At 72.7% G+C, this 25,382-nt stretch carries 27 protein-coding genes; 15 read left to right on the forward strand and 12 right to left on the reverse strand.

Annotated features, from left to right (window positions below):
* Positions 1-145: 145 nt before the first annotated feature.
* Both E1193_RS15330 and pheA read left to right on the forward strand, forming a co-directional pair.
* Complete coding sequence (locus E1193_RS15330) at positions 146-709, forward strand: hypothetical protein (RefSeq protein WP_207922714.1); 564 nt, start codon at positions 146-148, stop codon at positions 707-709.
* Positions 710-719: 10 nt separating this feature from the next.
* The gene (pheA, locus tag E1193_RS15335; protein WP_132183876.1) at positions 720-1,676 is read left to right on the forward strand and encodes a prephenate dehydratase; all 957 of its coding nucleotides are present in this window, start codon (positions 720-722) and stop codon (positions 1,674-1,676) included.
* Between the two features lie 39 nt (positions 1,677-1,715).
* Here the strand turns inward: pheA and E1193_RS15340 are convergent, their stop codons facing one another.
* From E1193_RS15340 to E1193_RS15350, 3 genes are all read right to left on the reverse strand, one after another.
* Entirely contained in the window at positions 1,716-2,438 is a 723-nt protein-coding gene (locus tag E1193_RS15340; protein ID WP_132183877.1) for an AIM24 family protein, read from the reverse strand.
* 76 nt (positions 2,439-2,514) lie between these two features.
* Positions 2,515-2,859, reverse strand: a complete 345-nt coding sequence (locus tag E1193_RS15345; protein ID WP_207922715.1) for a metallopeptidase family protein — start codon at positions 2,857-2,859, stop codon at positions 2,515-2,517.
* A 207-nt stretch (positions 2,860-3,066) separates the two neighbouring features.
* Positions 3,067-3,498 (reverse strand): OsmC family protein, encoded by a 432-nt coding sequence (locus E1193_RS15350; RefSeq protein WP_132183878.1) that lies wholly within the window; start codon positions 3,496-3,498, stop codon positions 3,067-3,069.
* A gap of 284 nt (positions 3,499-3,782) precedes the next feature.
* On the opposite strand from E1193_RS15350, the gene E1193_RS15355 reads away from it, so the two are divergent.
* Both E1193_RS15355 and E1193_RS15360 read left to right on the forward strand, forming a co-directional pair.
* Complete coding sequence (locus E1193_RS15355) at positions 3,783-4,604, forward strand: HAD hydrolase family protein (protein WP_132183879.1); 822 nt, start codon at positions 3,783-3,785, stop codon at positions 4,602-4,604.
* Positions 4,604-5,416 (forward strand): HAD family hydrolase, encoded by an 813-nt coding sequence (locus E1193_RS15360; protein ID WP_132183880.1) that lies wholly within the window; start codon positions 4,604-4,606, stop codon positions 5,414-5,416. The genes E1193_RS15355 and E1193_RS15360 overlap by 1 nt, the downstream gene beginning before the upstream one ends.
* Before the next feature lie 38 nt (positions 5,417-5,454).
* Here the strand turns inward: E1193_RS15360 and E1193_RS15365 are convergent, their stop codons facing one another.
* Positions 5,455-6,054: a bacterial proteasome activator family protein gene (locus tag E1193_RS15365; RefSeq protein WP_132183881.1), complete on the reverse strand. Its 600-nt coding sequence runs from the start codon at positions 6,052-6,054 to the stop codon at positions 5,455-5,457.
* Between the two features lie 96 nt (positions 6,055-6,150).
* Between E1193_RS15365 and E1193_RS15370 the strand changes: the two genes are divergently transcribed.
* Entirely contained in the window at positions 6,151-6,948 is a 798-nt protein-coding gene (locus E1193_RS15370) for an alpha/beta hydrolase (RefSeq protein ID WP_132183882.1), read from the forward strand.
* Positions 6,949-7,025: 77 nt separating this feature from the next.
* On the forward strand, positions 7,026-8,249 hold the full coding sequence (locus E1193_RS15375; protein WP_132183883.1) for an ABC transporter substrate-binding protein: 1,224 nt from the start codon (positions 7,026-7,028) through the stop codon (positions 8,247-8,249).
* A gap of 63 nt (positions 8,250-8,312) precedes the next feature.
* Here the strand turns inward: E1193_RS15375 and ddaH are convergent, their stop codons facing one another.
* A complete protein-coding gene (ddaH, locus tag E1193_RS15380; protein WP_347877031.1) occupies positions 8,313-9,146 on the reverse strand; it encodes a dimethylargininase in 834 nt (277 codons plus the stop codon).
* 59 nt (positions 9,147-9,205) lie between these two features.
* Here ddaH and E1193_RS15385 point away from each other — a divergent pair, with 59 nt between their 5' ends.
* The gene (locus E1193_RS15385; RefSeq protein WP_132183884.1) at positions 9,206-9,664 is read left to right on the forward strand and encodes an Lrp/AsnC family transcriptional regulator; all 459 of its coding nucleotides are present in this window, start codon (positions 9,206-9,208) and stop codon (positions 9,662-9,664) included.
* 347 nt (positions 9,665-10,011) lie between these two features.
* Here E1193_RS15385 and E1193_RS15390 read toward each other — a convergent pair whose 3' ends face one another.
* From E1193_RS15390 to E1193_RS15400, 3 genes are all read right to left on the reverse strand, one after another.
* On the reverse strand, positions 10,012-11,115 hold the full coding sequence (locus E1193_RS15390) for a hypothetical protein (RefSeq protein WP_132183885.1): 1,104 nt from the start codon (positions 11,113-11,115) through the stop codon (positions 10,012-10,014).
* A gap of 127 nt (positions 11,116-11,242) precedes the next feature.
* Positions 11,243-11,497: a DUF6457 domain-containing protein gene (locus E1193_RS15395; RefSeq protein ID WP_132183886.1), complete on the reverse strand. Its 255-nt coding sequence runs from the start codon at positions 11,495-11,497 to the stop codon at positions 11,243-11,245.
* A complete protein-coding gene (locus tag E1193_RS15400) occupies positions 11,494-12,147 on the reverse strand; it encodes an NTP transferase domain-containing protein (protein WP_132183887.1) in 654 nt (217 codons plus the stop codon). Before E1193_RS15400 ends, E1193_RS15395 begins: the two co-directional genes overlap by 4 nt.
* A 123-nt stretch (positions 12,148-12,270) precedes the next feature.
* Between E1193_RS15400 and fdhD the strand changes: the two genes are divergently transcribed.
* Positions 12,271-13,122, forward strand: coding sequence for a formate dehydrogenase accessory sulfurtransferase FdhD (gene fdhD / locus E1193_RS15405; RefSeq protein WP_132183888.1), 852 nt, complete (start codon positions 12,271-12,273; stop codon positions 13,120-13,122).
* A 235-nt stretch (positions 13,123-13,357) separates the two neighbouring features.
* On the opposite strand, the gene E1193_RS15410 is transcribed toward fdhD, so the two are convergent.
* Positions 13,358-13,588, reverse strand: a complete 231-nt coding sequence (locus E1193_RS15410; protein ID WP_243707659.1) for an AraC family transcriptional regulator — start codon at positions 13,586-13,588, stop codon at positions 13,358-13,360.
* A gap of 381 nt (positions 13,589-13,969) precedes the next feature.
* Here E1193_RS15410 and E1193_RS15415 point away from each other — a divergent pair, with 381 nt between their 5' ends.
* Positions 13,970-14,674 carry a VOC family protein gene (locus tag E1193_RS15415; protein WP_132183889.1) on the forward strand — a complete coding sequence of 235 codons (705 nt, stop codon included), beginning with the start codon at positions 13,970-13,972 and terminating at the stop codon, positions 14,672-14,674.
* A 41-nt stretch (positions 14,675-14,715) separates the two neighbouring features.
* Here E1193_RS15415 and E1193_RS15420 read toward each other — a convergent pair whose 3' ends face one another.
* Together E1193_RS15420 and E1193_RS15425 are read right to left on the reverse strand one after the other, a co-directional pair.
* Complete coding sequence (locus tag E1193_RS15420) at positions 14,716-15,183, reverse strand: DUF3618 domain-containing protein (RefSeq protein ID WP_132183890.1); 468 nt, start codon at positions 15,181-15,183, stop codon at positions 14,716-14,718.
* A complete protein-coding gene (locus E1193_RS15425) occupies positions 15,180-15,611 on the reverse strand; it encodes a phage holin family protein (protein WP_132183891.1) in 432 nt (143 codons plus the stop codon). Before E1193_RS15425 ends, E1193_RS15420 begins: the two co-directional genes overlap by 4 nt.
* Positions 15,612-16,047: 436 nt before the next feature.
* Here E1193_RS15425 and E1193_RS15430 point away from each other — a divergent pair, with 436 nt between their 5' ends.
* The gene (locus E1193_RS15430; protein ID WP_243707661.1) at positions 16,048-17,061 is read left to right on the forward strand and encodes an acyl-CoA desaturase; all 1,014 of its coding nucleotides are present in this window, start codon (positions 16,048-16,050) and stop codon (positions 17,059-17,061) included.
* A 116-nt stretch (positions 17,062-17,177) separates the two neighbouring features.
* Here the strand turns inward: E1193_RS15430 and E1193_RS15435 are convergent, their stop codons facing one another.
* Positions 17,178-18,227, reverse strand: a complete 1,050-nt coding sequence (locus E1193_RS15435) for a DUF4192 domain-containing protein (RefSeq protein ID WP_132183892.1) — start codon at positions 18,225-18,227, stop codon at positions 17,178-17,180.
* Positions 18,228-18,378: 151 nt separating this feature from the next.
* On the opposite strand from E1193_RS15435, the gene E1193_RS15440 reads away from it, so the two are divergent.
* The 5 genes from E1193_RS15440 (at position 18,379) to E1193_RS15460 (ending at position 25,094) form a co-directional block, all read left to right on the forward strand.
* Complete coding sequence (locus E1193_RS15440) at positions 18,379-19,293, forward strand: fructosamine kinase family protein (protein ID WP_132183893.1); 915 nt, start codon at positions 18,379-18,381, stop codon at positions 19,291-19,293.
* Positions 19,290-20,303 carry a GTP 3',8-cyclase MoaA gene (moaA, locus tag E1193_RS15445; RefSeq protein ID WP_132183894.1) on the forward strand — a complete coding sequence of 338 codons (1,014 nt, stop codon included), beginning with the start codon at positions 19,290-19,292 and terminating at the stop codon, positions 20,301-20,303. The genes E1193_RS15440 and moaA overlap by 4 nt, the downstream gene beginning before the upstream one ends.
* Positions 20,304-20,306: 3 nt before the next feature.
* Complete coding sequence (locus E1193_RS15450) at positions 20,307-20,552, forward strand: MoaD/ThiS family protein (protein ID WP_132183895.1); 246 nt, start codon at positions 20,307-20,309, stop codon at positions 20,550-20,552.
* Between the two features lie 11 nt (positions 20,553-20,563).
* Positions 20,564-21,811, forward strand: a complete 1,248-nt coding sequence (locus E1193_RS15455) for a metallophosphoesterase (protein WP_132183896.1) — start codon at positions 20,564-20,566, stop codon at positions 21,809-21,811.
* A 94-nt stretch (positions 21,812-21,905) separates the two neighbouring features.
* The gene (locus E1193_RS15460; RefSeq protein WP_132183897.1) at positions 21,906-25,094 is read left to right on the forward strand and encodes a UvrD-helicase domain-containing protein; all 3,189 of its coding nucleotides are present in this window, start codon (positions 21,906-21,908) and stop codon (positions 25,092-25,094) included.
* The last annotated feature ends 288 nt before the right edge of the window (positions 25,095-25,382 follow it).

Genomic DNA, 25,382 nt, shown 5'->3' on the forward strand with positions numbered 1-25,382 from the left:
GTACTCCTTCCCCGCCGCCCGCCGGCCCTCCTACGATGACAGTGGCCACCCCGACCAACACGACCCGTCGCGACGTCGATGAGGCTCGACCCCCGAGGACCGGTCCGTGCCGCCTGACGCACCGCACCGCACCCCGCCGCGCCGGTTGGCCCTCGCCGGTGCGCTGCTCGCCGCCCTGCCGCTGACCGGCTGCGGCGCCCCACCCACCCGGGGCGCGACCGCCCCGTCGATCTCACCGGGCCTCGGCACGCCGTCCGCCGTGGGCGTGCCTCCCGGCGGGCCGCCGACGGTCGCGCCGCCCGGCGGCGTACCCACGCCCGTCCTGCCGGTGACGGCGATCCCCGGCCACCCGCAGGGCGGGCCGGGGGGCACCGCGCCCGGCACGTCGGCGAGCCCCAGTTCGGCACCGACCGCCGCCCCGTGCCTGGGCCGGCCCTCCGCCGACCGGGTGGTGCGGCTGCTGCGGGGGCGGGTGCTTCCCCGGGACGTGCCGGTCCGGGCCACGACCGGGCCGCTCTGCGCGGACGGCTGGCAGTACACCGTCCTCGCGGTGACCGGGCACGAGGAACTCCAGGCGGTCACCCGGGGCGAACCGACCGCCCTGCGCCTGGTCACCGTCGGGACGGACGTCTGCTCGATCGAGGTACGCGCCACCGCGCCACCCGCCATCCGGACGTTGGCCTGCGACGAGACCCTGCCGGGTGCGTAGGCTGGGCGGCATGCCCGGTACGCCACCGACCCGCTTCGTCTACCTCGGCCCCGAAGGGACCTTCGCCGAGCAGGCGCTGCGCACCGTCCCCGCCGCCGAGCGCGGCAGCCGTACGCCGGCCCGCAGCGTCGGCGAGGCACTGGACTGCGTACGGGCGGGGGAGGCCGACGCGGCGCTCGTGCCGTTGGAGAACTCGATCGGGGGCGCGGTCGGGGTGACCCTGGACGAGTTGGCCGAGGGGGCCCCGCTGGTGATCACCCGCGAGGTGATCCTGCCGGTGGAGTTCGTGCTGGCCGCCCGTCCCGGGACCACCCTGGAGTCCGTCCGCGACGTCGCCGCCCACCCGCAGGCGTCCACCCAGTGCCGCAACTGGCTGCGCGACCACCTGCCCGACGCGACCGTGGTCGACGTGCTCTCCAACGGCGCGGCGGCGGCCGGCGCGGCGGCCGGCGAGTACGACGCGGCGATCTGCGCCCCGATCGGGGCCGCCCGACACCGGCTGACCGTGCTCGCCGACAAGATCGCCGACCACCAGGACGCGGTGACCCGCTTCGCGCTGCTGTCCCGGCCCGGCCCGCCGCCGCCCCCCACCGGGGACGACGTCACGTCGCTGGCCGTGTACATCGCCCACGACCGGGTGGGCGCCCTGCTGTCGGTGCTTATGGAACTGGCGGTCCGCGGGGTCAACCTGACCCGGATCGAGTCCCGGCCCACGGGCGAGGCGCTGGGCCGGTACGTCTTCTTCCTCGACTGCACCGGGCACGTGGCGGACGTCCGGATGGGCGAGGCGTTGCAGGGGCTGCGCCGGGTCTGCGCCGATGTGCGATTCCTCGGGTCGTACCCCCGGCACCGCTGGGCCGACGGGGCGGGCGAACGGCCCGTCCCCGCACCGGCCGGGCTCTCCGAGGCCGACTACGCCGACGCCGCGGCCTGGCTGGCCCGGCTGCGGGCGGGGGAACTGGGGTGACCAGCCGGTGGGGCGCCGGTCGGGCGCCCCACCGTCGGCTCAGCTGAGCAGGCCGCCGAGCAGGCCGCCCTGTTGCTGCTGGGTACCGCTGCCCGCGACCGGCGGCTCTTCGGAGGGCTGGACCACCACGAAGCCCTGGCCTGCGAAGCTCATCGTGAAAGCCTCGCCGGTGCTGCGGCCGAGCAGCGTGCCCAGCCCGAGTTGCTCGGCCCGGTGGTAGCCGGTCTGGAGGTTGGCCGACCAGCAGACCGCCGCCTGCGGGTCGACGTAGGTGGGCGCGTCGACGTTCAACACCACCGGGGTGCCGTTGGTGGTGATGGCGATTCGGCCGTGACCGGTGAAGACGCAGTTGAACAGGCCGGACGACGAGGCCATGCCGGCGCCGCCGACCATCTTGATGTCGTACGACAGGGTGGAGTCGAAGGCCAGCACGCTGGAGCCGTTGATGGAGAGGGCGTCACCCGGCTCCAGGTCGATGATGTGCACATCCTTGGCCAGGTCGGCGAGGAAGACGTCGCCCTGGCCGGTGAGCTTCATCAGCGGCACGCCCTCACCGGTCAACCGCTGCTTGATGAACTTGCCGAGGCCGCCGGAGCCGAGGGCCTGGAACTGCACGTGGCCCTGGTAGGCCACCATCGAGCCGACGCGGGCCATCGCCTCGCCGTTGAGCTCGATCTTGAGCATCTTGGAGCTCTGGAGCCGCATGCCGGGCTGGGCGGACTCCTTCTCAAGGTTTTCCGCAGAAAAGAGCGCGCTGCGCATGGGATTCCTCCTGGTCGCCGTTGTGCTCCCACAACGGTAGGCAGCGGGCGCAACGGCGCCCCCGGCCGGTGGATGCTCAGCCCCAGCCCAGTGCGTGCAGCCGCTCGTCGTCGATACCGAAGTGGTGGGCGATCTCGTGCACCACGGTCACCGCCACCTCGTCGACCACGTCCTCCTCCGTGTCGCAGATCCGCAGGATCGGGCGACGGTAGATGAGGATCCGGTCCGGCAGTACGCCGGAGTAGTCCCAGCCACGCCGGGTGAGGGCGTGGCCCTCGTAGAGGCCGAGCAGGTCCTCCCCGGGAGGGGGATCATCCTCGACCAGGATGACCACGTTACTCATCAGGCCGAGCAGTTCCTCGGGCACCTCGTCGAGGGCCTCGCCGACCAGTTCCTCGAAGCGCTCACGGCTCATCTCCACTGGCACGCGGCCCATTGTCCCCGACCTGCCCCCGGCCGGCAGGCCCCGCGCCTCGGCACGGAGCAGCGCGACAGCCGCCGATGCCGGTCGGGCGACGGCAGCTCACGCGACCGGCACGCACCGCCACCGCACCGCACCTCCGCGTACCCGTGCACGGCTCGGGCCGGTCACCCGTGGGGCGACCGACCCGAGCCGATCGAAGCCGTGTCAGGAGGCGAGTCGGGCGTCCAGGGTGATCTGGGCCCCCGGGGAGAGCAGCCGGGAGATCGGGCAGTTCTCCTTGGCGGCCTCGGCGAGCTTGGCGAACTGGGCCTCGTCCATCCCCGGCACCTGGCCGACCGTCTCCAGATCGATCCGGGTCACGGTCATACCCGCGTCGGTCTTGTCGAAGTGCACCTTGGCGGTGGTTTCGACCGAGGTGTCGGTGGCGCCGGCGTCGGCGAGCTGCTTGGAGAACGCCATCGAGAAGCAACCGGCGTGCGCTGCGCCGATCAGCTCCTCGGGGTTGGTCCCCTCACCCTCCTCGAAACGCGACTTGAAGGAGTAGTTACCGGTCAGGCCGCCCTTGCCGGTTCGGACGGTCCCGGCACCCTCGGTGAGGTTGCCCTGCCAGCTTGCGGAAGCGGTACGAATAGGCATTCCCCGACGCTAACCGAAACGGGAGCGGGCAGCGACCGACTCGGCGGTCCACCGTCGTGTCGTGTCCGGTCGCGGCCGTGCGCGATCCGGCGGGGCACCGCGCAGCCGCGACCCGGCATCGCCGAGGGTGCGTTGCCGGCTACCTCAGGTTGGCATCCGATTCGCCGGGAAGTAATGGTTGCGACCGGTTCCGCGAGGTACGTTTGCTGCCCGCCGTCAATTCCGGTCGAGGCACCGACGACCGAGTACGGCTGGCTGCGACGGCGGCGGGCGAAGGAGGAACGATGACCCGCCCGGGACTGCCCAAGCTGATCGCCACCGATCTCGACGGGACGCTCGTCCGCAGCGACGAGACCGTCTCCGCGTACACACACGAGGTGCTCGACCGGGTGCGGGCCGCCGGTATCCCGGTGGTCGGCGCCACCGGTCGTGGCCCCCGCCTCGCGGAGCTGACCCGCAACGACATCCGCGCCGCCGACTTCCTGGTGATGGCCGGGGGCGGCTGCGTGGTGGACCAGAGCGACCCGACCGGCCCGGTGGTGCTCCGGGACGAACGGCTGCCGGGTGCGGTGCTGGCCACGCTGCTGGCCGAGCTGGAGGCCACGGTGGGACCGCTGACCGTGATGGTCGAGGCTTCCGACGAGCACGACGCGCCGCTCTGGGGCGACTACCACCCGAGCTGGCCGTACCAGGACCGGTTCGAGGCACGCAGCCGGGCGGAGTGCCTCTCCGGCGACGTGATCAAGGCGTTCGCGCGGACCGCCGACCTCCACGTGGACGAGTTGCTCGCCGTGGCCCGCCGGATCGTCCCGCCGGAGGCGGCCACGCTGACCCAGGCCGGTCTGGGCTTCGTCGAGATCAGCCCGCCGGGGGTGGACAAGGCCACCGGGCTCAGCGTGGTCGCCGAGCGGCTCGGCGTCGACCCGGCGGAGGTGTTGGTCTTCGGCGACCAGCCGAACGACCTGCCGATGTTCGACTGGGCTGGCTGGTCGCGGGTGGCGGTGTCGAACGCCCACCCGGACGTCCGGGCCGCCGCCGACGAGATCACCCTACGCAACGACGACGACGGCGTCGCGGTCTACCTGGACCGGCTACTCTCCCGTTGATGGGAGTCCCACCTCGACTTGTCGCCACCGACATCGACGGCACCCTGCTCGCCGACGACCGGACGCTCAGCGCCCGGACCGCCGCCGTGCTGGCGAAGATCTCCGCGCGAGGCACACCGGTCGTGCTGGTCACCGGCCGTCCCATCCGCTGGCTCCAACTCGTGTACGACCAGCTCGCCGCTCCGCTCCCGGCGGTCTGCGCCAACGGCGCGGTGGTGTACGACCCGGTCGCCGACGAGGTGCTGCGGGCCGACCCGCTCGCCCCGGAACTCCTCGCCGAGGTGGCCCGCCGGCTGCGCGCGGCAGTGCCCGACGTGAGCTTCGCCGTGGAGATCGTGGACAGCCGGCAGATGCGGCACGAGGCGCACTACCCGCTGCGCTGGGACGCCGACCACGACGCGATCCGGGCCGTCGAGTCGCCGGAGGAGCTGCTCTCGACGCCGGCGGTGAAGCTGCTGGCCCGGGCCGGCCACCAGGACCCGGACGCCTTCGTGCAACTGGTGGCCGGTGCGCTGGGTGGACTGGCCGAGGCCACGCACTCGTCGTACACCGGACTGGCGGAGATCTCCGCCGCCGGTGTGACCAAGGCGGCCGGGCTCGCCTGGTACGCCGAGCGGCTCGGGGTATCCGAACGGGAGGTGCTGGCATTCGGTGACATGCCGAACGACCTGCCGATGCTGGCCTGGGCAGGTCGGGCGGTCGCGGTGGCGAACGCGCACCCCGCCGTGCTGGCCATCGCCGACGAGGTCACCGGCGCGAACTCCGCCGACGGTGTGGCGACGTACCTGGAGAAGGTCTTCGAGCTGGACTGAGCGGGCCGGGGCGCCGCTGACGGGCGCCCCGAAACCGGTCAGAGGTACTGGCCGGTGCTGTGTTCGCCGCCCTGCGGCTGGCCCATCCCCGGCATGCCGGCAACCATGCCGCCCGGGCCGCTGGGCAGCGCCTGCCGGCCGGAGCGCATCTGCTCCAACTGCACCCGGGCGGCCATCTGCTGGGCGACCAGCGCCGCCTGGATGCCGTGGAACAGTCCTTCCAGCCAGCCGACGAGCTGCGCGTGGGCGATCCGCAGCTCACCTTCGCTGGGCGCCTTCTGCTCGGTGAAGGGCAGCGAGATCCGCTCCAGTTCCTCGCGCAGCTCGGGGGCGAGCCCCTCCTTGAGCTCGACAATCGACCGCTCGTGGATCTCCCGCATCCGATGCCTGCTGGCGTCGTCGAGCGGAGCGGCCTTGACCTCCTCCAGCAGCTGCTTGATCATGCTGCCGATCCGCATCACCTTGGCCGGTTGCTCGACCAGGCGGGTCGGATCCTCGCCGGCCGCCTCGTCGGTCTGCACGGTGCCGACCGGCCGGCCGTCCGGCCCGACCACCACCACGGCGCCCGAGTGCCCGCCGTGCTCGCGGCCCGGCTCGTCGTTCTGTCCAGCGAAGTGCGTCTCGGTCATGACACCCATCTTTACCCACCCTCGCGAGCCGCACGAGGTGGGACCGGTCACCCGTCGGGTCGGACCGGTCACCCCGTCCGCCGCCGGTCGGATACCGTCGCCGACATGCCCGCCGACCCGCGCGCCGTGCTCACCCGTTCGGCGCCGCCGGCCGACCTGACGGTTCCCTACGGCGACCACTTCGACCAGGTCGTCGACCTGCGCCGACCGGCCGGGGGCGGACCGACCCGGCCACTGCTCGCGGTCCTGCACGGCGGCTTCTGGCGGGCCGAGTACGACCGCACCCACACCGGTCCCCTGGCCGCCGCGCTGGCCGGGCTCGGCTGGCCGGTCGCGCAACTGGAGTACCGGCGCGCCGGCCAGCCGGGAGGCGGCTGGCCGGGCACCCTGACGGACGCGCTGGCCGGGGTGGCGGCCCTGCCCGATCTGGCGGCCCGCGCCCTGCCCGGACAGGTCGCGCCCGGGCCACCGCTGCTGCTCGGCCACTCGGCCGGCGGGCACCTCGCGCTGTACGTCGCCGCACACGCCCCGGCCGCCGTACGCGGGGTGCTGGCGCTGGCTCCGGTCGCCGACCTCGCCGAGGCGTACCGGCTGGACCTGGACTCGGGCGCGGTGGCGGCGCTGCTCGGCGGCGGCCCGACCGAGCACCCCGAGCGGTACGCGGTCGCCGATCCACGGGCATTGGTGCCCCCACCGACACGCACAGTTATCCTGCATGGCCTGCGGGACCGACAGGTGCCGGTCATGCTCAGTCGCGGATACGCCGCCGGAGCGCGGGCGGCCGGCGGTGATGTCACCCTCGTTGAACTGCCCGATTGCGAGCACTTCGGGCTCATCGATCCGAAATCGGCGGCATGGCCGCAGGTCAGGGATGCGTTGCAGTCCTTGCATGAAGATCACTAGCCATTGACGCAGCGTCGCCGAGCAGGTAGAACGCCGAGGGGGCGGTGACGCCCGGCAACGCTCCCGGAAGGATTTCGGTGTCCCAGATGAACCGCAGGCGGGCCCTCCAACTGCTGGCCGCGCTCGGTACCACCGGGCTGGTTGCCAGCTGCGGCACCGACGACGACAGCGAGGCGGTTCCGGAGCGCGACCCTATCAAGATCGGCCTTGTCGCCCCGGAGAACGGCGCCGGCAAGGCCGTCGGCCAGGAGATCACCAACGGCTTCGAGCTCTACCTCGAGCTGAACGACCAGCATCTCGGCGGACACCCGGTGACCCTGGAGAAGCGGGACGAGGGCGAGACCGCCAAGTCCGGGCAGGCCGCCGTCAACGACCTGCTGAAAGAGGGCGTGCTCGCGCTCACCGGGGTGGCCAACCCGGCGGTGATGTCCGGCATCCGGGACATCGTCGAGCAGGCCCGGGTGCCGCTGATCGGCTCGAACGCCTCCCCGGTCAGCCTGCAGAGCGTGGTCTACATCTGGCGCACCTCGTACGTGCTGAACGAGCCGGGCCGGGCGCTCGGGGGCTACCTGAAGGAACGGATGCCACCGGGCAGCCGCGTCACCGTGATCGCCCCCGAGAGCAGCGCCAGCCTCGACGTGGTGCAGGGCTTCCGGCAGGCATTCGGTACCGACGACCCGCGCATCGCCGACGCGACCATCTGGACCACCGCCAAGCCCAACCCGGGGGACAGCGACTTCGCCCCGTTCATCCGGCAGGCGCTCACCCTCGACCCGGACGCGCTGGTCTGCAACTTCGCCGGACCCGCCGCGATCCAGTTCATCCGCCAACTGCGCCGCAGCCGACCGGCCTACCGGGGGCCGCTCTACGCGCCGGGCTTCCTCACCGAGGGCAACGTCCTCAACGAGGTGCGCGGCGTGCTGCTCGACGGGGACGACAACCTGCTGCCCGGGACGATCCAGACCGTTTCGAACTACTCGGCCGACCTGAACAACTCGGCCAACCGGGTCTTCGCCTCCGCGTACCGCAAGACGTACAACACCTCACCCACCACCTACGCGATGGCCTCGTACGACGCCGCCCAGGTGCTCGACAAGGCCCTCCGGGTGGCCGGGGCGAACCCGAGGCCGGAGGAGCTCAACCTCGCCCTCGGCAAGATCGGCCAGGTCGACAGCCCGCGCGGGGTGTGGCAGTTCAACCAGCCGCGCACCCCGCAGCAGAAGTGGTACCTGCGCACCGTCCAACTCGACGGGCGGCTGCTGTCCAACGTCATGACCAACGAGGTCGCCACGCTCGGCTGAGCCCGCCCCCGGCCCGCTCGCAGGGCGGCTCCCCGTGGGCAGCCGACCCCTCAGACGGCGGGGTCAGTGGCGCAGCTCGGCGATGCAGCACTTCACGCTGCCGCCGCCCTTCTTCAACTCGGTCAGCTCGACCGGCACCGGCTGGTAGCCGGCCGCCCTGAGCTTGCCGGCCAGCCGGCTGGCCTCGCTGTTCAGCACCACGTTACGGCCGTCGCTGACCAGATTCAGGCCGAAGGCCAGGGCATCGGCGTCGTCCGCGAGCACCGCGTCGGGGAAGAGTTGGGCGAGCACCCGCTGGCTGGCCACCGAGAAGGCCCCCGGGTAGTAGGCGATATTCGCGTCGTCGATAGAGGCGAGCGCCACGTCGAGGTGGTAGAAGCGGGGGTCCACCAGGCGCAGCGAAACCACCGGGCGGGCGAGCGCCTCCTGTGCCTCGGCGTGCGCCGCCAGCTCCGTGCGGAAGCCGTGACCGGCCAGGACGAGGCCGCCGTGCGCCTCCGGCAGGTACGCGAGGTCGCCCTCGCCCTCGTTGGTCTCGCTCGGCGCGATGAACCGCCAGCCCTGCGACTCGTAGAAGGCGCGGTGCGCGGCGGCCTCGGCGGTCCGCTGCTCGTGCTTGAACCGTGCGCCGTAGACCGTCCCGTCCACCACGAAGGCGCCGTTCGCCGCGAACACCATGTCCGGCAGTCCGGCCTCGGGGGCGAGCAGGTGCACCTCGTGCCCCAGACCGACCAGCGTCTCCCGCAGGCGGTCCCACTGCTTGACCGCCAGATCCGCGTCCACGGGCGTGGTGACGTCCATCCACGGGTTGATCGCGTACTCGACGGCGAAGTGCTCGGGCGAGCACATGAGATATGTCCGCTTTCGGGGGACTCGCTGCTGGTTCACGGTGACCAAGGGTAGGTAACGTACAACTTTGATAACAGCCAGAACCCTTGCTTTCCGAAGGCGGAACGTTGCAGATAGACGCGGTTGACCAGCGAATCATTGCGCTACTCGTGGCAGACGCCCGCGCGTCGTACGCGGACATCGGCACCCGCGTGTCACTCTCCGCGCCGGCGGTCAAGAGACGGGTCGACCGACTCCGCGCCAGCGGGGTGATCCGGGGCTTCACGGCGGTGGTCGACCCGGCCGCCGTGGGGTGGACCACCGAGGCCTTCGTCGAGCTCTTCTGCGCCGGCCGCACCACGCCCGCCCAGATCGGGGTCGCCGCCCGGCGGCACCCGGAGGTGGTCGGCGCGTACACCGTCTCCGGAGAGGCCGACGCTCTCGTGCACCTGCGGGCCGCCGACATCTCCCACCTGGAGGAGGCGTTGGAACGCCTGCGTGCCGAGCCATTCGTGACCTCCACCCGCAGCACGATCGTGCTGTCCCGGCTGGTCGAGTCCCCCGGCGTCGGGCCGTCCACAAGATGAGCCGCCGACAGCACGCGGCGACCCCTCGGTGACCTCGGTCCCGTCGGCACATCCGGAACGGCCACCGCACAGGGCCACAGCCACCGCACAGGGCTGTCGGGCCTGCACTGCCATTGGCAGGTCGCCGAGGCGGGCCGCCAGCTGGGGAATCTCGGCGCCGGCTGGTGGCCGTAGCACGGCCAGCACGCGTGGATGCTCGGTCCGGTCGGTTCCGCCTGCGGTGTGGGGCTGAGCTGGGCACCCGGGCCGGCACCGGCCGCCAGGTCGCCGGTGTGGCGGCATCCCGGCCGCCGCCGTGACGGTGCTGCTCGTCCGCGCCGGGACGGCGGCCCGCCGGGTGCGGGTCGTCAGAGGTACATGCCCGTCCGGTGTTCGGACTCCCCGGACGACCGGCCCGGTTTGTCGCCCTCCACGAAGAACCGCTTGCCGCCGAACTCGCCGTGCAGCCGGTCGTCCAGCTCGTCGGCCAGGCCCGTCATCACCTGCACGGCCAGCATCAGGTGGGTGGCCTGGAAGTTCCGGCCGAAGACGGGAATGGACGCCCAGACGGTGTCGTCGGCGCAGTACAGCCGGCCGATCGGCATCCGGTTGGTCAGCTCGGAGAGCTTCACGTACAGCCGCTCGGTCGGCTTTACCTCGGTGAGCACCGGGGAGAAGACGTCGACCAGCGGTGGGTTGTCGCGTACCCGGACGAAGACCATTGCCGAGCCGGCGCGGATGTTGATGTCGCCGTCGGAGTCGACCTGAATCTGGTCGGACTTGGACTTCAGCATCGTCGAGACGACCGTGCGCACCCGATCCTCCAGCGCCATGACGTCACCGTCCGCCCCCGCCGCCGGTGCGGCGGCCAACGCCTCGTCCAGGTCGGCCTCCACGTCGCGGTCCGGGCCGAACTCGCTGCGTGCCGTGCCGAGCGGCTCCGCCGAGAGCGGCCCGCCCTCCGCGTCGTGCATCAGGTAGACGAGGAATGCCGGGTGCGGCGTCCCGTAGACGTCCCGCAGGGTACGGGAGAGCAGCGCGGCGAGCTTCGTCGCGTCGCCGGTCGAGCCCTCCAGGCCGAAGTCCTCCCCGGAGCCCTCCAGCACACCCGGGGGCGACCAACCCAGCGCGATCATGTCTGCCACGGCGGCCCGGTCCAGCCGGTAACCCGACGGCAGGGTGGCGTTGCCGACGGCCCGCGCCACCACCCGCCCCTCGCCGACGTCCACGCTGATCGAGTAGACGGCGTCGCCGGTGCCGGACGCGGTCGGGTCGAGCGTCAGTTCGAGGTGCGCACCGACCGGGAGCATACGCAGCCGATCGGCCAGCGCCCGGGCGAACTCCCGCCACGCCTCGGTCACCTTGGCCCGCAGGTCGGCCGTGGTCGGCTCGTCCAGCAGGACCGACTCGTGATGCTCCGGCGCCGCGCCGGCCTGATCACCGGCCGGCATCGAGGGGTGGTCCGCCGTCATGATCGCCTCCGTCCGTCAAGGTCACCCTACCCAGGCGGGGCCGGAGAACGAATCCACCGCGACCGGGATCGGACAGCCCTCGGCCGGTCGTGCGCGCACCGGCTCCGATCCCGTCCGGCCACCTCGCTCACTGCGGGCGTTCGCCCCCCAGCTCCACCGGCCAGGCGCCGGCCAGCCCGGTCAGCCGGGCGGCCGCCTCCGCCGGGTCCGCGCCCCGCCCCACGGCGATCCCGAGCAGGTACGCGGTGACCGGGGCACCCGGCCGCAGCACCTGGTGCGCGACGTCCCTGGCCAGGTCGAGCACCACCGGCACCGGCACGTCCGCCGGGTCGAGCCCCAGCTCCGCGCAGGCCGCCGTGACCCAGTCATCCAGTACCGTCATCGTGTCCACTCCTCCGCCCGGCTCACATCGGAGTCAGTGTCGCAGTCGAACCAGGGCGGCGGGCCGCCGCCGGACCAGGCCAGGTCACGGACGGTCAGCTCGGCGAGCAGTTCCCGCACGGCGGCACCGTCGAGGGCGCCGCCCCGGCGTTCGGCCAGCCGGTCCAGCGCGGCCCGCAGGGCTTCGGTCCGCCACACCCCGCACAGCGACTGCCGTCGCCCGCGGTCGTCGAGGAGACACACCCCGTCGGGCCCGCCCTTGTCCGCCTCGGCCCCGCCCGGAGTCGCCGAACCGTCCGCCCCGTCCTCGTCCGCGCCCAGGGCGGCGAGCAGGGCGGCGACGGCCTCCCGGGTGAGCAGGGGAAGGTCGGCGGCGAGCAGGGCGACGGTGGTCGTACCGGCGGGCACCAGGGCGAGCCCGGCCGCTGCGGCGGCCACCGGGCCACCGCCCGGCGGCTGTTCCCGGGTCACCAGCACGTCGTCGGGGACTGGTCCGACCGGCCCGACCAGGATACGTGGGGCCGCGTCGGCGACCGCCGACAGCACCCGTTCCCGCATCGGCCGGCCGCCGACCGACACACCGGGCTTGTCCCGCCCACCCATCCGGCGGGCCGCCCCACCGGCGAGCACCACCGCCGCGTACACCGTCACCTGGCCACCGTATCCGCGGCCGGTGCCGATTCGCGGCCGCAGCCCGCCGCCACAACCCCACCGCCACCACGACCCGGCGGCGTCGCCGTGCGGGGCGCCGTGCCGGCGGGGCAGGATGGCGGGATGGGACGGGCAACTGACCGGCGGGGCGTGCTCCGGATCGACCTCGACGCGGCAGACGGGCGGTCGGCGCTGCGCCGGCCGGACACCATGGCGGTCGAGGAGCCCCTGGAGATCCGGGTGGGGCCGGCCGGGCCGGGCCGGCGACGCCCGCTGACGGTGACCATGCGCACCCCCGGTGACGACCTGGATTTGGCGATCGGGTTCCTACTCACCGAGGGTCTGATCCGCGCGGACGAGGATGTGCACACCGCGCAACTCTGCGCCGGGGCGCAGACCCCGAACACGTACAACGTGGTGGACGTTGTGCTCGCGCCGGGCGTACCGGAGCCGGCCACCGATCCGACACGGAACTTCCACACCACCAGCTCCTGCGGGGTCTGTGGGAAGGCCAGCATCGACGCGGTACGGACCCGGTCCCGCTTCACTGTCGCGGAAGACCCGCTCACCGTGCCGGCGGCGCTGCTGGCGCAACTGCCCGACCGGTTGCGGGCGGCGCAGCACGGCTTCGACCGTACCGGCGGCCTGCACGCGGCCGGCTTGTTCGGCCCGGACGGGCAGTTGGTGGTGCTGCGCGAGGACGTCGGCCGGCACAACGCCGTGGACAAGGTCGTCGGCTGGGCGGTACGGCAGCGGCTGCTGCCGCTGGCCGGGCATGTGTTGCTGGTCTCCGGCCGGGCCAGCTTCGAGCTGACACAGAAGGCGTGGATGGCCGGGGTGCCCCTGCTCGCGGCGGTGTCCGCCCCGAGCACCCTCGCCGTCGAGCTGGCCGAGGAGGCGGGGATGACGCTCGTCGGGTTCCTGCGGGGCCGGTCGATGAACGTGTACGCCGGAGCGCAGCGCGTCCTCCGGTGACCGGGTCCTTGTTTGCGGGCTCGGCGAAGTACCTTCCGCAGGCGGCCGAAACGACGCCCGCCCTGGTGGCAGCTGGGGCCAGCCCGCCACTCGAGCAGGCTGACCGCAACACCGCAAACCTTCATGCCTTCATGGTCGCGGCACTAACCATTGCGCGCCGTCACTGGAAGGCGCGTCGTGAAGCCGTCGACCGCCGGTTCCGGTGGGTGCGGGCGTGCGGCCTCCGCTGGCTCCGCTACCTGCGGCCGGTCAGTGCGGTGAAACGGCGCGAGAACGTGGCCCGCGACAGGTGCGCGTGATCGGCGAGGCTCTGCACGGTCCAGGGTCGGGCCAGGTCGCGGTGGATGGCCTGCAGGGCGGCGCTGATGGCGGGGTCGGCCAGTGCGGTGGCCCAACCGGTGGCGCCGGCCGGCGTGGCTGACTCCTCGAACCAGCTTCGCAGGATGTAGAGCAGCAGGGCCTGCACCGATAGGTGACAGTTTCAGTCACGCGGCATGTCGAGTAGGGCGAGCACGATGGTGTCGGCGCCGAGGCGTGGCTTGCTGACTTCAGCACACACCGGTGTCGTGCAGGTGTCACTACTGGCGACGAGCAGGCGCCCGGACGGCGGCCATGTCAGTGCACTCTCGCCGGTGAGAGTTCCGCGGAACAGCACCCCTGCCGGCCGAGCGGGCCCCTCCTACGCGGGCTGGCCGCCGTACCGGCACTCAGTTTGCCGCGATTCGCGGTGTCCCCGGACGGGAACACCGCGAATCGCGGCAAACTGAGTTGATCAAGCGCAACCGGTCGACCCATCAAGCCGGCTAAACGCCTTGTCGGGTAACTGGGCCGCGTCTACGGTGCGGGGATGCTCTCTCGACCGCTGGCAGTGACCTTCGACACGCACGACGCGGACCGGCTGGCGCGGTTCTGGGCCGACCTGCTCGGCCGGGAGGTCGTCGAGGACGCCGGTGGCGCCCTCCTGCCCGGTGACGAAACCCAGCTCAACCTCCGGTTCGTCCCGAGCCGCGCGGAGAGGGTGGGCCCGAACCGCATGCATCTGCACCTGACCAGCACCGACCGCGCCGACCAGCAGCACATGGTGGCGACGGCACTCACGCTCGGCGCCGGTCACCTCGACATCGGGCAGCGCCCCGAAGAGGGGCACGTCGTCCTGGCCGACCCCGAGGGCAACGAGTTCTGCGTGATCGAGCCCGGCAACGGGTTCCTCGCCGGCTGCGGCCTGCTCGGGGAACTCGCCTGCGACGGCACCCGGGAGGTCGGCCTCTTCTGGAGCGAGGCGCTGGGCTGGCCCCTGGTGTGGGACCAGGACGAGGAGACCGCGATCCAGTCACCACACGGCGGCACGAAGGTCGCATGGGGAGGCCCGCCCGTCGCCCCGAAAGAGGTGTGGAACCGGCAGCGCTTCGACCTCGTCCCGGCTGGTGGCGACCAGCAGTCCGAGGTCGAACGGCTGGTTTCCCTCGGGGCTACTCGGCTCGCGGTGGGTGCAGACGGCACCGTCGTGCTGGCCGATCCCGACGGCAACGAGTTCTGCGTGCGAGGGAACTGACCACAGCGCGGCCAGCCAGGTGTCCCTCGCAACCCGGCTGGTCACCTCGCCCGGCGGCGCCGGTAGGCCACGACGGCGAGGGTGGCGCCGGCGGCGGCCAGGACCGGTATCGGCTTCGCGCGCACCGAGCTACCGAACCTGGTGGTCAGGCCACGGGCGGAGGCGACCAGATTCGAGCCGCCTTCACCGGCGGTCTGGGCACCGCCCACGGCCGAGCCGCGTATCGCGGTGGTCGCCTGCTGGGCTGTCTGCTTGGCGGACGTGGCGTACTGGGCGGCCTTCCGGCTCAGCCTGCCGGACCTCTGGGCCGCCGTGGTCTTCGCCGACTGGCGGGCCTGGGTAACGCGCTGCCGGAGCTCATCGGCGGCGGTGGTGATCTTGGCGCGCAGGCGTGTGCGGACGTCGGTCTTGGCAGCCAGGGCGGCGACGGTGTCGCCGAGTTCCGCGCGGGTGTGCTGGATGTCGCGTCGGATCTGGTCCGGGTCACTGCTTCCCGCTGGCGTGCTCACCGCTTCCTCCGACTCGCTGCGCCGCGTACGGTCTCGGTGTCCGCGCGTACGCTTTCCCTGGTCGCCGTTGGCATGACGGGCATGGCCCTGTTGACCTGCTTCTTGCCGCGTTGGGCCGCGATGGTGGCGGCGATGGCCAGGATCACGGTGACGACCAGCGCGGCCAGTGTGGCGGGCATGACCGCGGCCAAGGCCAGTATGACTGTGGCGACGGCGGCGCCGCCGGCGTAGAGACCGAGCATGGCCCCACCGCCGAGCAGTCCGGCGCCGGCGCCCGCGCGCTTGCCCTTCGCGGTCATCTCCGCCCGCGCCATCATCAACTCGGTGCGCACGAGTCGGGTGATCTGCTCGGTGGCGCGCTGCACCAGCTCTGCGACCGGCGCGTCGGCAGCCGCGGCGCGAGTGCTGCCGCTGGGACGTTCTGCCATGGGTACCTCATCTCTCTCGCGGGCCGGGATGACCCGTGGCGCTGCCTGGTCAGCCGTGCGACGCCACTGGCAGGCTCATCGATCCCTGCGAGGGGCCGCCGAAACGGCTGCCCAGCAACGGGACGGGGGTCTCGGTCTCGCGTGCCATGACTGCCTTCGGGGTCCAACGCGCCTGCATAGTCCTGATTGTCAGACTCGATCGCCGAAGCCATGCACCTATTCGGCGGTTTTGTATGAGCACGAGCGCCATGTGCGTCTCGGTCGTGGGATGAACTGCTGTTTCTCGGTGCGCAGGGCAACCGTAAGTGACACTGGGACCACGAGCAGCGGTTCGCCTATTCGACCCCTGTGGCAGGGGTGGATCGCCTGCGACTGCCCGGTAGCGCTGACGGCGGAGCCGGCAAGGGGTTCGGCGTGGCTTGCAGGAGTGGCGAGGGTGAGCGAAACCGATCTGGGCGCCCGCAGCGAGCGGGGCAGTGAGTACGCCGACCTGTCCCGTCTGGTGCGGGCCGCGGGTCTGCTCAACCGGCGCCCCGGTCGCTACGCGTTTCGCGTAACGCTGGTCCTCGGGTGCCTCGGCGTGGCGGGGGTGGTGTTCGTCCGACTCGGGCAGTCGTGGTGGCAGACAACAGTCGCCGCAGCTCTCGCGGTGGTCTTCACGCAGACGGCGTTCCTCGGCCACGATGCCGGGCACCGGCAGATCTTCCACTCCCGCCGCGCCAACGACGTGGTCGGCCTGGTGTGCGGAAACCTGCTGACCGGAATCAGTTACGGCTGGTGGGTGGACAAGCACAACCGCCACCACGCCCACCCGAACACCGAAGGCCACGACCCGGACATCGTGGTCGCGCCCCTGTCGTTCACCCCGGCACAAGCCGCAGCGCAGCGCGGCCTCGGGGCGCTGTTCGTCCGGCATCAGGCGGCGTTGTTCTTTCCGCTGCTACTGCTGGAAGGCCTGCACCTGCATGTCCACAGCATCCGGGCGGTGGTACGAGGCGATCGACTCAGGCACCGCCCCGCCGAGGCCGGCCTGCTCGCCCTGCACCTGGCCGGCTACATCACGGCCGCGTTCCTGGTCTTGAGCGTCCCGCAGGCAATCGTGTTCATCCTGGTCCACCAGGGCCTGTTCGGCCTCTACCTCGGCTGCTCCTTCGCCCCCAACCACAAGGGCATGCCCATCCTGACCGAGGCCGACAACCTCGACTACCTACGCCGACAGGTCCTCACCTCCCGCAACGTGCGAGGCGGCCTGCTCCTCGACGCACTACTCGGCGGGCTCAACTACCAGATCGAACACCACCTGTTCCCCAGCATGCCCCGACCGAACCTGCGCCGCGCCCAGCCACTGATCCGCCAGTTCTGCACCGACCACGACATCGCCTACCACGAAACCACGCTGACCCGATCGTGGGCGCAGGTCCTCGCGCACCTTCGGACCATCGGCAGCTGACCGAACCGACCGACGGCGGCGCTCGGGCCGGGGAGGTTCGTTCAAGGAGACCCAGGGTTCGTTGTCGCACCGACGCTTCCGCGCATAGCGCGTCCAGTGCCCGTTGCCCGGAGGTCTCAGCCCTTGCGGCGAGGGCGGCGGCGTCTGCGGCGTACCACCTGGGAGGGTTCGCCGACGGCCGGCCAACCGTCCAGCTCGGACGGGGGCACGCCCCGTCGCAGCAGGTCGTCGAGGAGTTGGGCGAGCGAGTAGTCGGGATGCACCGCCAGCGCCCGCTCCAGCGCGACGGCGGCGAGCGCTCCCTGCCCGGCCCGCCAGGCCGCGAAGGCGAGCAGGCTGGCGGGAGCGGCGATCAGCTCCTCCTCGGCGCGGCGCAGCACGTCGCTCCAGAGGCCGATGTCCTCGTCCCGCCCGTCGGTGCGTTCCCAGGCGTGGTCACGCACAGAAAGGTGGGTCAGGAGCAGGGTCAGCCAGGCCACCTCGTCGTCGCTCAGCCGCTCACCCCAGCGCTGCCGGCGCAGGGCGACCCGGAGCGCGTCGGCCCCGGCGGCCCGCACCGCCCGGCCGTTGAGCAGGTCGGCGGCGGATGCCTGGTCCAGCACGGCGAGCAGGCGTCGCTCGGCCCGGACGCCGGCGCGGCGCATCGCCGCCGCGTCGTGCCCGTCGCCGGGTGTCACCTGCGCGGTGAGCGCCGCCCGGTCGGGCAGGGCCACCTGACCGGCGAAGACCGCCGCCGCGGTGACCTGGCTGGACCCCGGGTCGTACGGGGTGCCGTCGGGCGGGCAGCATTCCACCCCTTCGCAGAGGTACGACCAGTAGCGCCCTTCGGTGACCCGCAGCGCGTCCAGCACGGCCAGACCCGCCGAGGAGAGCGCGTCGCGGACCGCGTCGACGGTGGGGGTGACCCGGTCGGCGGGACCGTACCCGAGCACGGTGGCCGCCTCGGCATTTTGCCGGGTGAGGACGTCACCGAGGTGCCGGGCCGGCCATTGCTGGTCCGCGCCCCGCTCGGGCAGGTCGGCGCGCGCGGCGAAGACGATCCGCCGGCCCCGCATCGCCACCACGACCACGCTGTCGGCGGGGTGGAAGCCGAGCAGGTACGGCACGGCGGCGATGAGGTCGGCGGGTGAGCGAACGGTGAGCCGGGGGCGGTCGGTCGCGGTCATGGGGGCAGCCTGCGATCCACCGGGCCTCGCCGACAGACCCTGTGGACGACACCCCGGTTATCCACAGACACGGAGAGTGTTGTTGGAGGTCGGCGCGTTTCCCGACGGTCGAGCGCCGACGCGCCGAGCCGGAAGCGGCTACCTTGCGCTGATGGACCTGGCGTACCTGCGGGCACATCCGGAGCACCTGCCCACCTTCCTGACGCACCAGCGGATCCGGGAGACGCCGGTCTCCGGTGGCGACATCTGCGCCGCCTCCCGGCTGACCCTGGACGACGGGCACTCGGTCTTCGCCAAGACCTGGCCGGAGCGGGCTGACCGGCCGCAGCCGGCAGGCTTCTTCGCCACGGAGGCGGCCGGGCTGCGCTGGCTGCGGGCGGCCGGCGCGGTCCCCGTACCGGAGGTGGTGGCGGCGTTGCCGGACCTGTTGGCTCTCCAGTGGGTCGAGCCGGGCGAGCCGTCGGCGGAGGCGGCCGAACGGTTCGGCCGGGAGCTGGCCGGGATGCACCGGGCCGGCGCGGCGGCGTTCGGGGCGGAGTGGACCGGCTTCATCGGCGCGCTGCCGCAGGACAACACCCCCGACTGGGGCCGGTGGTCGGCCTGGTTCGCCCGGCGACGGCTCCTGCCGTACCTGCGTCTGTCCGTGGAGAATGGCGCGTTGGGTCCGGCGGAGGCCGCGCTGGTCGAGCGGGTCGTGGCGCGGATCGGCGAGTTCGGCGGGGACGAGCCGCCGGCCCGGGTGCACGGCGACCTCTGGCCCGGCAACCTGCTCTGGGGCGCCGACGACCGGGTGTGGCTGGTCGACCCGGCGGCGCACGGCGGGCACCGGGAGACCGACCTGGCCGCGTTGGCGCTCTTCGGCGGCCCACCGCACCACGACCGGATCATGGGCGCCTACCGGGAGGCATGGCCGCTGGCGGACGGGTGGCGGGAGCGGGTGCCACTGCACCAGCTCCATCTGCTGCTGGTGCATACCGCCATGTTTGGGACGGCGTACCGAGATGCGGTCAGCCGGGCTGCCCGCGCGACGCTGGACGGGCGCGGGCGCGCTACCGTCAACGAGTGACCGCCGCTCCGACGACCGACGGCGTCCTCGTCGACCGGTACGGCCGCGTCGCCCGGGACTTGCGCGTCTCGTTGACCGACAAGTGCAACCTGCGCTGCACCTACTGCATGCCAGCCGAGGGTCTGCCATGGCTGGCGGGGCCGCAACTACTCGCCGACGCCGAGATAGTCCGGCTGGTCCGGGTGGCCGTGGAGCGGCTCGGCGTGACCGAGGTGCGCTTCACCGGCGGTGAGCCGCTGATCCGCCCCGGCCTGGTCGGGGTCGTCGGCGCGGTGGCGTCGCTCACCCCGCGCCCACGGATCTCGCTCACCACCAACGGCATCGGCCTGCACCGGCTCGCCCCCGCCCTACGCACGGCCGGGCTGGACCGGGTGAACGTGTCGCTGGACACGCTGGACCGGGCGAGGTTCACCACGCTGACCCGGCGGGACCGGCTGGCCGACGTGCTCGCCGGGCTGGCCGGCGCGGCCGCGGCCGGCCTGACCCCCGTCAAAATCAACTCGGTGCTGATGCGCGGGGTCAACGACGACGAGGCTCCGGCGCTGCTGCGCTTCGCCCTCAACCACGGCTACGAGCTGCGGTTCATCGAGCAGATGCCGCTGGATGCCCAGCACGGCTGGGACCGGACGACCATGGTCACCGCGGACGAGATCCTCGGCGCGCTGGGGCAGGAGTTCGACCTCACCCCGGATCCGGCGGAGCGCGGCGGGGCCCCCGCCGAGACCTGGCTGGTCGACGGAGGCCCAGCCCGGGTCGGCGTGATCGCCACCGTCACCCGGCCCTTCTGCGGGGATTGCGACCGGACCCGCCTCACCGCCGACGGCCAGGTCCGCAACTGCCTGTTCGCCACGGAGGAGTCCGACCTACGCGGCGCGCTGCGCGCCGGGGCGGACGACGCCGAGCTGGCCCGGCGCTGGCAGGCCGCGATGCGGGTCAAGCGGGCCGGGCACGGCATCGACGACCCCAGCTTCCTGCAACCGACCCGGCCCATGTCGGCGATCGGAGGCTGAACGGTGCACCTCACCGTCCGCTACTTCGCGGGGGCCCGGGCCGCCGCCGGGCGTACCGAGGAGAGCGTGTCCGCCGGCCGGTCGTTGGACGAACTCGTCGGTGAGCTCGGCGACCGGCACGGCCAGCGGCTGACCACCGTGCTGGCGGCGGCGAGTTTCCTGGTCGACGGCGTTGTCTGTCATGATCGTCAGACGCCGCTACCGGCCGGGGCCACGATCGACGTGTTACCGCCCTTCGCGGGCGGCTGAGAAAGGCTGGCATGCTGGAGCTCACGGCCTTCGTGGCCACCCTCACGCTGATCATCGGTCTGATCCACCTCTACCTGTGGAAGCGGCTGGTCAAGGACGCCACCGAGCCGGGCCGGTGGCGGAAGGTCGGCGGTCTCGTCGCGCTCTTCCTCGCGCTGCTCGTGCCGGCCACGATGATCTCCACCCGGGCCGCCGGGGTGTTCTGGCTGGCCTGGCCGGGCTACCTCTGGCTCGCGCTGATGTTCTACCTGCTGGTCGTACTGCTGGTGCTGGAAGTGCCGATGGCGGTAACGAAGCTGGTGCTGCGCCGCCGGGCGGTGGTCGCCGAGCCGACCGCCGCCGCGCCGGAGCCGGTGCTGGTCGGGGCCGCCGGCTCCGCCGACCCGCCCGCCGCCGCGGCGGTGAACCAGCCGGACCACGACCCGGCCCGCCGGTTGCTGCTCGCCCGGGGGGCGGCGATCTTCGCCGGGCTCACCGCCGCGAGCATCACCGGGTACGGTGTCCGCACCGCTCTGGGTCCGCCGCAGCTGGACCGGGTGCAGATCCCCCTGGCCAAGCTACCCCGGAGCATGGACGGGCTGCGCATCGCCACCGTCGCGGACATCCACCTCGGGCCGCTGCGCGGCCGGGAGCACACCGAGCGGATCGTCGCGATGATCAACCGACTCGACGCCGACCTCGTCGCTGTCGTCGGTGACCTCGTCGACGGCTCGGTCGCCGAGTTGGGCGAGGCCGCCGCGCCGCTGCGTGACCTCCGCTCCCGGTACGGCAGCTTCTTCGTGACCGGCAACCACGAGTACTTCTCCGGCGTCGAGGAGTGGGTACGGGAGGTGGACCGGCTCGGCCTGCGGGTGCTCCAGAACGAACGCCAGGAGATCCAGGCCCGGGGTGGTGTGCTCGACCTGGCCGGTGTGAACGACGTCACCGCCGCCGGCACGGGGCTGGCCGCGCCCGCCGACTACGCCGCCGCGCTCGCCGACCGGGACACCAGCCGGCCGGTGGTGCTGCTCGCCCACCAGCCGGTCGCCGCGTACGAGGCGGCGAGGTTCGGCGTCGACCTCCAACTCTCCGGGCACACCCACGGTGGGCAGATGGCCCCGTTCAACCTGGCCATACGGCTCCAGCAGCCGGTGGTCTCCGGGCTGGGCGAGGTGGACGGCACCAAGGTCTACGTCACCAACGGCGCCGGCTTCTGGGGCCCACCGGTACGCGTCGGGGCCCCGCCACAGGTAACCCTGGTCGAGCTGCGAACCCCATAGCGCGGCCCGGGCGCTCAGTCCAGCACCGGATTGCTCAGCTCACGCGTACGCGTGGCGGCGGGCGGGCAGTGGACCACTCGTGACAGGATGCGGCGTGCCTCCGTTCAGCGCCGCACCCTCCGGTGGCCTCCCGCCGTTCGTCGCGGACCTGCACATCCACTCGAAGTACTCGCGCGCGTGCAGCCGGGACCTGACCCTGCCGAATCTCGGCTGGTGGGCCCGGCGCAAGGGCGTCGGGGTGCTCGGTACCGGGGACTTCACCCATCCCGCCTGGTACGACCACCTGCGGGAGACACTGCATCCCGCCGAGCCCGGCCTGTACCGCCTCGGCCCGGAGGCGGAGCGGGACATCGCCCGCCGGCTACCGCCGAGGCTGGCGAGCGTGGCCGAGACGGACCCGGTCCGGTTCATGCTGAGCGTGGAGATCTCCACGATCTACAAGCGGGGCGACCGGACCCGGAAGGTGCACCACCTGATCTACCTGCCGGACCTGGACGCGGTGGGGCGGTTCAACGCGGCGCTGGGGCGGGTCGGCAACCTCGGCTCAGACGGCCGGCCGATCCTCGGCCTGGACTCCCGGGACCTGCTGGAGATCACCCTGGAGGCCAGCGGCGACGGCTATCTGGTGCCGGCGCACATCTGGACACCCTGGTTCTCGGCGCTGGGCTCGAAGTCCGGCTTCGACGCGATCGCCGACTGCTACGCCGATTTGGCCGAGCACGTCTTCGCGGTGGAGACCGGCCTCTCCTCGGACCCGGCCATGAACTGGCGGGTCGGCAGTCTGGACGGCTACCGGCTGGTCTCCAACTCGGACGCGCACTCACCACCCGCGCTGGCCCGGGAGGCGACCGTCTTCTCCACCGCCCGGGACTACTTCGCCATCCGCGACGCGCTGCGCACCGGCGACGGGCTGTCCGGAACGATCGAGTTCTTCCCCGAGGAGGGGAAGTACCACGCCGACGGGCACCGCCTCTGCGGGGTCAACTGGTCACCGGAGCGCACCCGGGAGGCCGGCGGACGCTGCCCGGAGTGCGGCAAGCCGCTGACCGTGGGCGTACTGAGCCGGGTGACGGAGCTGGCCGACCGGCCGGCGGGGCACCGGCCGGCGCACGCCCGCGAGGTGACCCATCTGGTGCCGCTGGCTGAGATCCTCGGCGAGATCAACAAGGTGGGCGCACGATCGAAGAAGGTCGAGGGGAAACTCCACGAGCTGGTCGCCGCGCTCGGCCCGGAGCTCGAGATCCTCACCCGTACCCCGCTGGACGAGATTGGCCGGGTCGGCGGCGAGCTGCTCGCCGAGGGTGTCGGGCGGCTGCGGCGCGGTGACGTCCGCCGGGTGCCCGGCTACGACGGCGAGTACGGCGTGATCACGCTGTTCGACCCCGCCGAGCTGGGTGCGGGCGGCAAGCCGGCGACCCAGGACACGCTCTTCGACGTACCGGTGCCGGCGCAGCGCGCCCCCGTGGAGCCGGCGCCGAAACCGCAGACCAGGCGGCCGGCGGCGAAGGCCGAGCCGAAGCGGAAGCCCGCGCCGCCCCCACCCCCGCCGATCGCGCCGGCGCCCTCGCCGCACGAGCCGTTCGAGCCGATGCTCGCCGGGATGGAGGAGGTCGGCACCGGGCTGCTCGACCGGCTGGACGCGATGCAGCGGGTGGCCGCCTCCGCGCCGGGCGGGCCGCTGCTGATCGTGGCCGGGCCGGGCACCGGCAAGACCCGGACCCTGACCCACCGGATCGCGTACCTCTGCGCCGAGCTGAACGTCTTCCCGGAGCAGTGCCTGGCGATCACCTTCACCCGGCGGGCCGCCGAAGAGCTGCGGCACCGTCTCGACGGGCTGCTCGGTCCGGTTGCCGAGGACGTCACCGTCGGCACCTTCCACTCGCTCGGGTTGACCATCCTGCGGGAGAACGCGGTGGCGGCCGGGCTGCCAGCCGACTTCCGGATCGCCGACGACGCGGAGCGGACCGCCGCCCGCGCGGAGGCCGGTGACGACGACGCCCGGTACACGGCCCTGCTGCGTAAGCGGGACCTGGTCGACCTGGACGAGTTGCTCACCCTGCCGGTCGCGCTGCTCAGCGGCGACCGGAAGTTGGTCCGGGACTACCGCGAACGCTGGCGGTGGATCTTCGTCGACGAGTACCAGGACGTCGACGCGGTCCAGTACGACCTGCTGCGCCTGCTCAGCCCCGCCGACGGCAACCTCTGCGCGATCGGCGACCCGGATCAGGCGATCTACTCGTTCCGGGGCGCCGACGTCGGTTACTTCCTGCGCTTCTCGCAGGACTTCACCGACGCCCGGCTGGTCCGGCTCAACCGCAACTACCGCTCCTCGGCGCCGATCCTGGCCGCCGCGGTGCAGGCGATCGCGCCGTCGTCGCTGGTCCGGGGCCGCCGGCTCGACCCGGCCCGGCTCGACCCGGAGGCCCCGCTGGTCGGCCGCTACCCGGCTGTCTCCGTCGCCGACGAGGCCGACTTCGTGGTACGCACCATCGACGAGCTGGTCGGCGGGCTGTCCCACCGGTCGCTGGACTCGGGGCGGATCGACGGCCGGTCCACCTCCCTGTCGTTCTCCGACATCGCGGTGCTCTACCGCACCGACTCGCAGGCCGCCCCGATCGTGGACGCGCTGACCCGGGCGAACATCCCGGTGCAGAAGCGCTCGCACGACCGGCTGCGGGACCGGCCGGGCGTGCCGGCGATCGCCCGCGAGCTGCGGCACACCGGGCTCGACGGCGCGCTGGCCGCCCGGGTCCGCCTCGCCGGCCAGGTGCTCGCCGAGCGTTTCGCCACGCCCACCCTGGACGGTTCCCACGCGGTACGCCCCGAGGACGTCCGGGTGGCGGTGGACCTGCTCACCCCGCTGGCGCGGCGCTGCGGCGACGATTTGGAGCTGTTCCTGTCCCAGTTGGCCACCGGCGCGGAGGTGGACGCCCTCGACCCGCGCGCCGAGGCGGTCACCCTGCTCACCCTGCACGCCGCGAAGGGCCTGGAGTTCCCGGTGGTGTTCCTGGTCGGGGCGGAGGACGGGCTGCTGCCGCTGCGCTGGCCGGGCAGCGAACCGGACGACGACGCGGTCGCCGAGGAGCGGCGGCTCTTCTTCGTGGGGCTGACCCGGGCCCAGGACCGGCTCTACGTCAGCCACGCCACCCGGCGGGTGCGGCACGGCGCCGAACGCGAGTGCCGGCCGTCGCCGTTCCTCGACGTGATCGACCCGGGTCTCTTCGAGCGGTTCGGTGAGGCGGAGCCGCGCCGACCCAAGGACCGCCAGCTCCGCCTGATCTGAGCCCCATGACCACCCGCTCACCAAGACCTGAGCCCGGTCCCCTCGCACGATCTGAACCCCGGCCCCCTCGGCACGACCGGACGCCGGCCCCTCGGCACGACCGGACGCCGGCCCCTCGGCACGACCGGACGCCGGCCCCTCGGCACGACCGGACGCCGGCCCCTCGGCATGATCGACTCCAGGTGACGAAAGTGGGGGTGTCGGAGGCCTCGGACACCCCGTCTCGACGCAAACGGAGTCGATCACCAGGCGCGGCCGGGCCACGGCCGAGGCGGGACGGGCGGGCCG

The organism is Micromonospora sp. KC606, from assembly GCF_004348675.1.
Lineage (GTDB): Bacteria > Actinomycetota > Actinomycetes > Mycobacteriales > Micromonosporaceae > Micromonospora.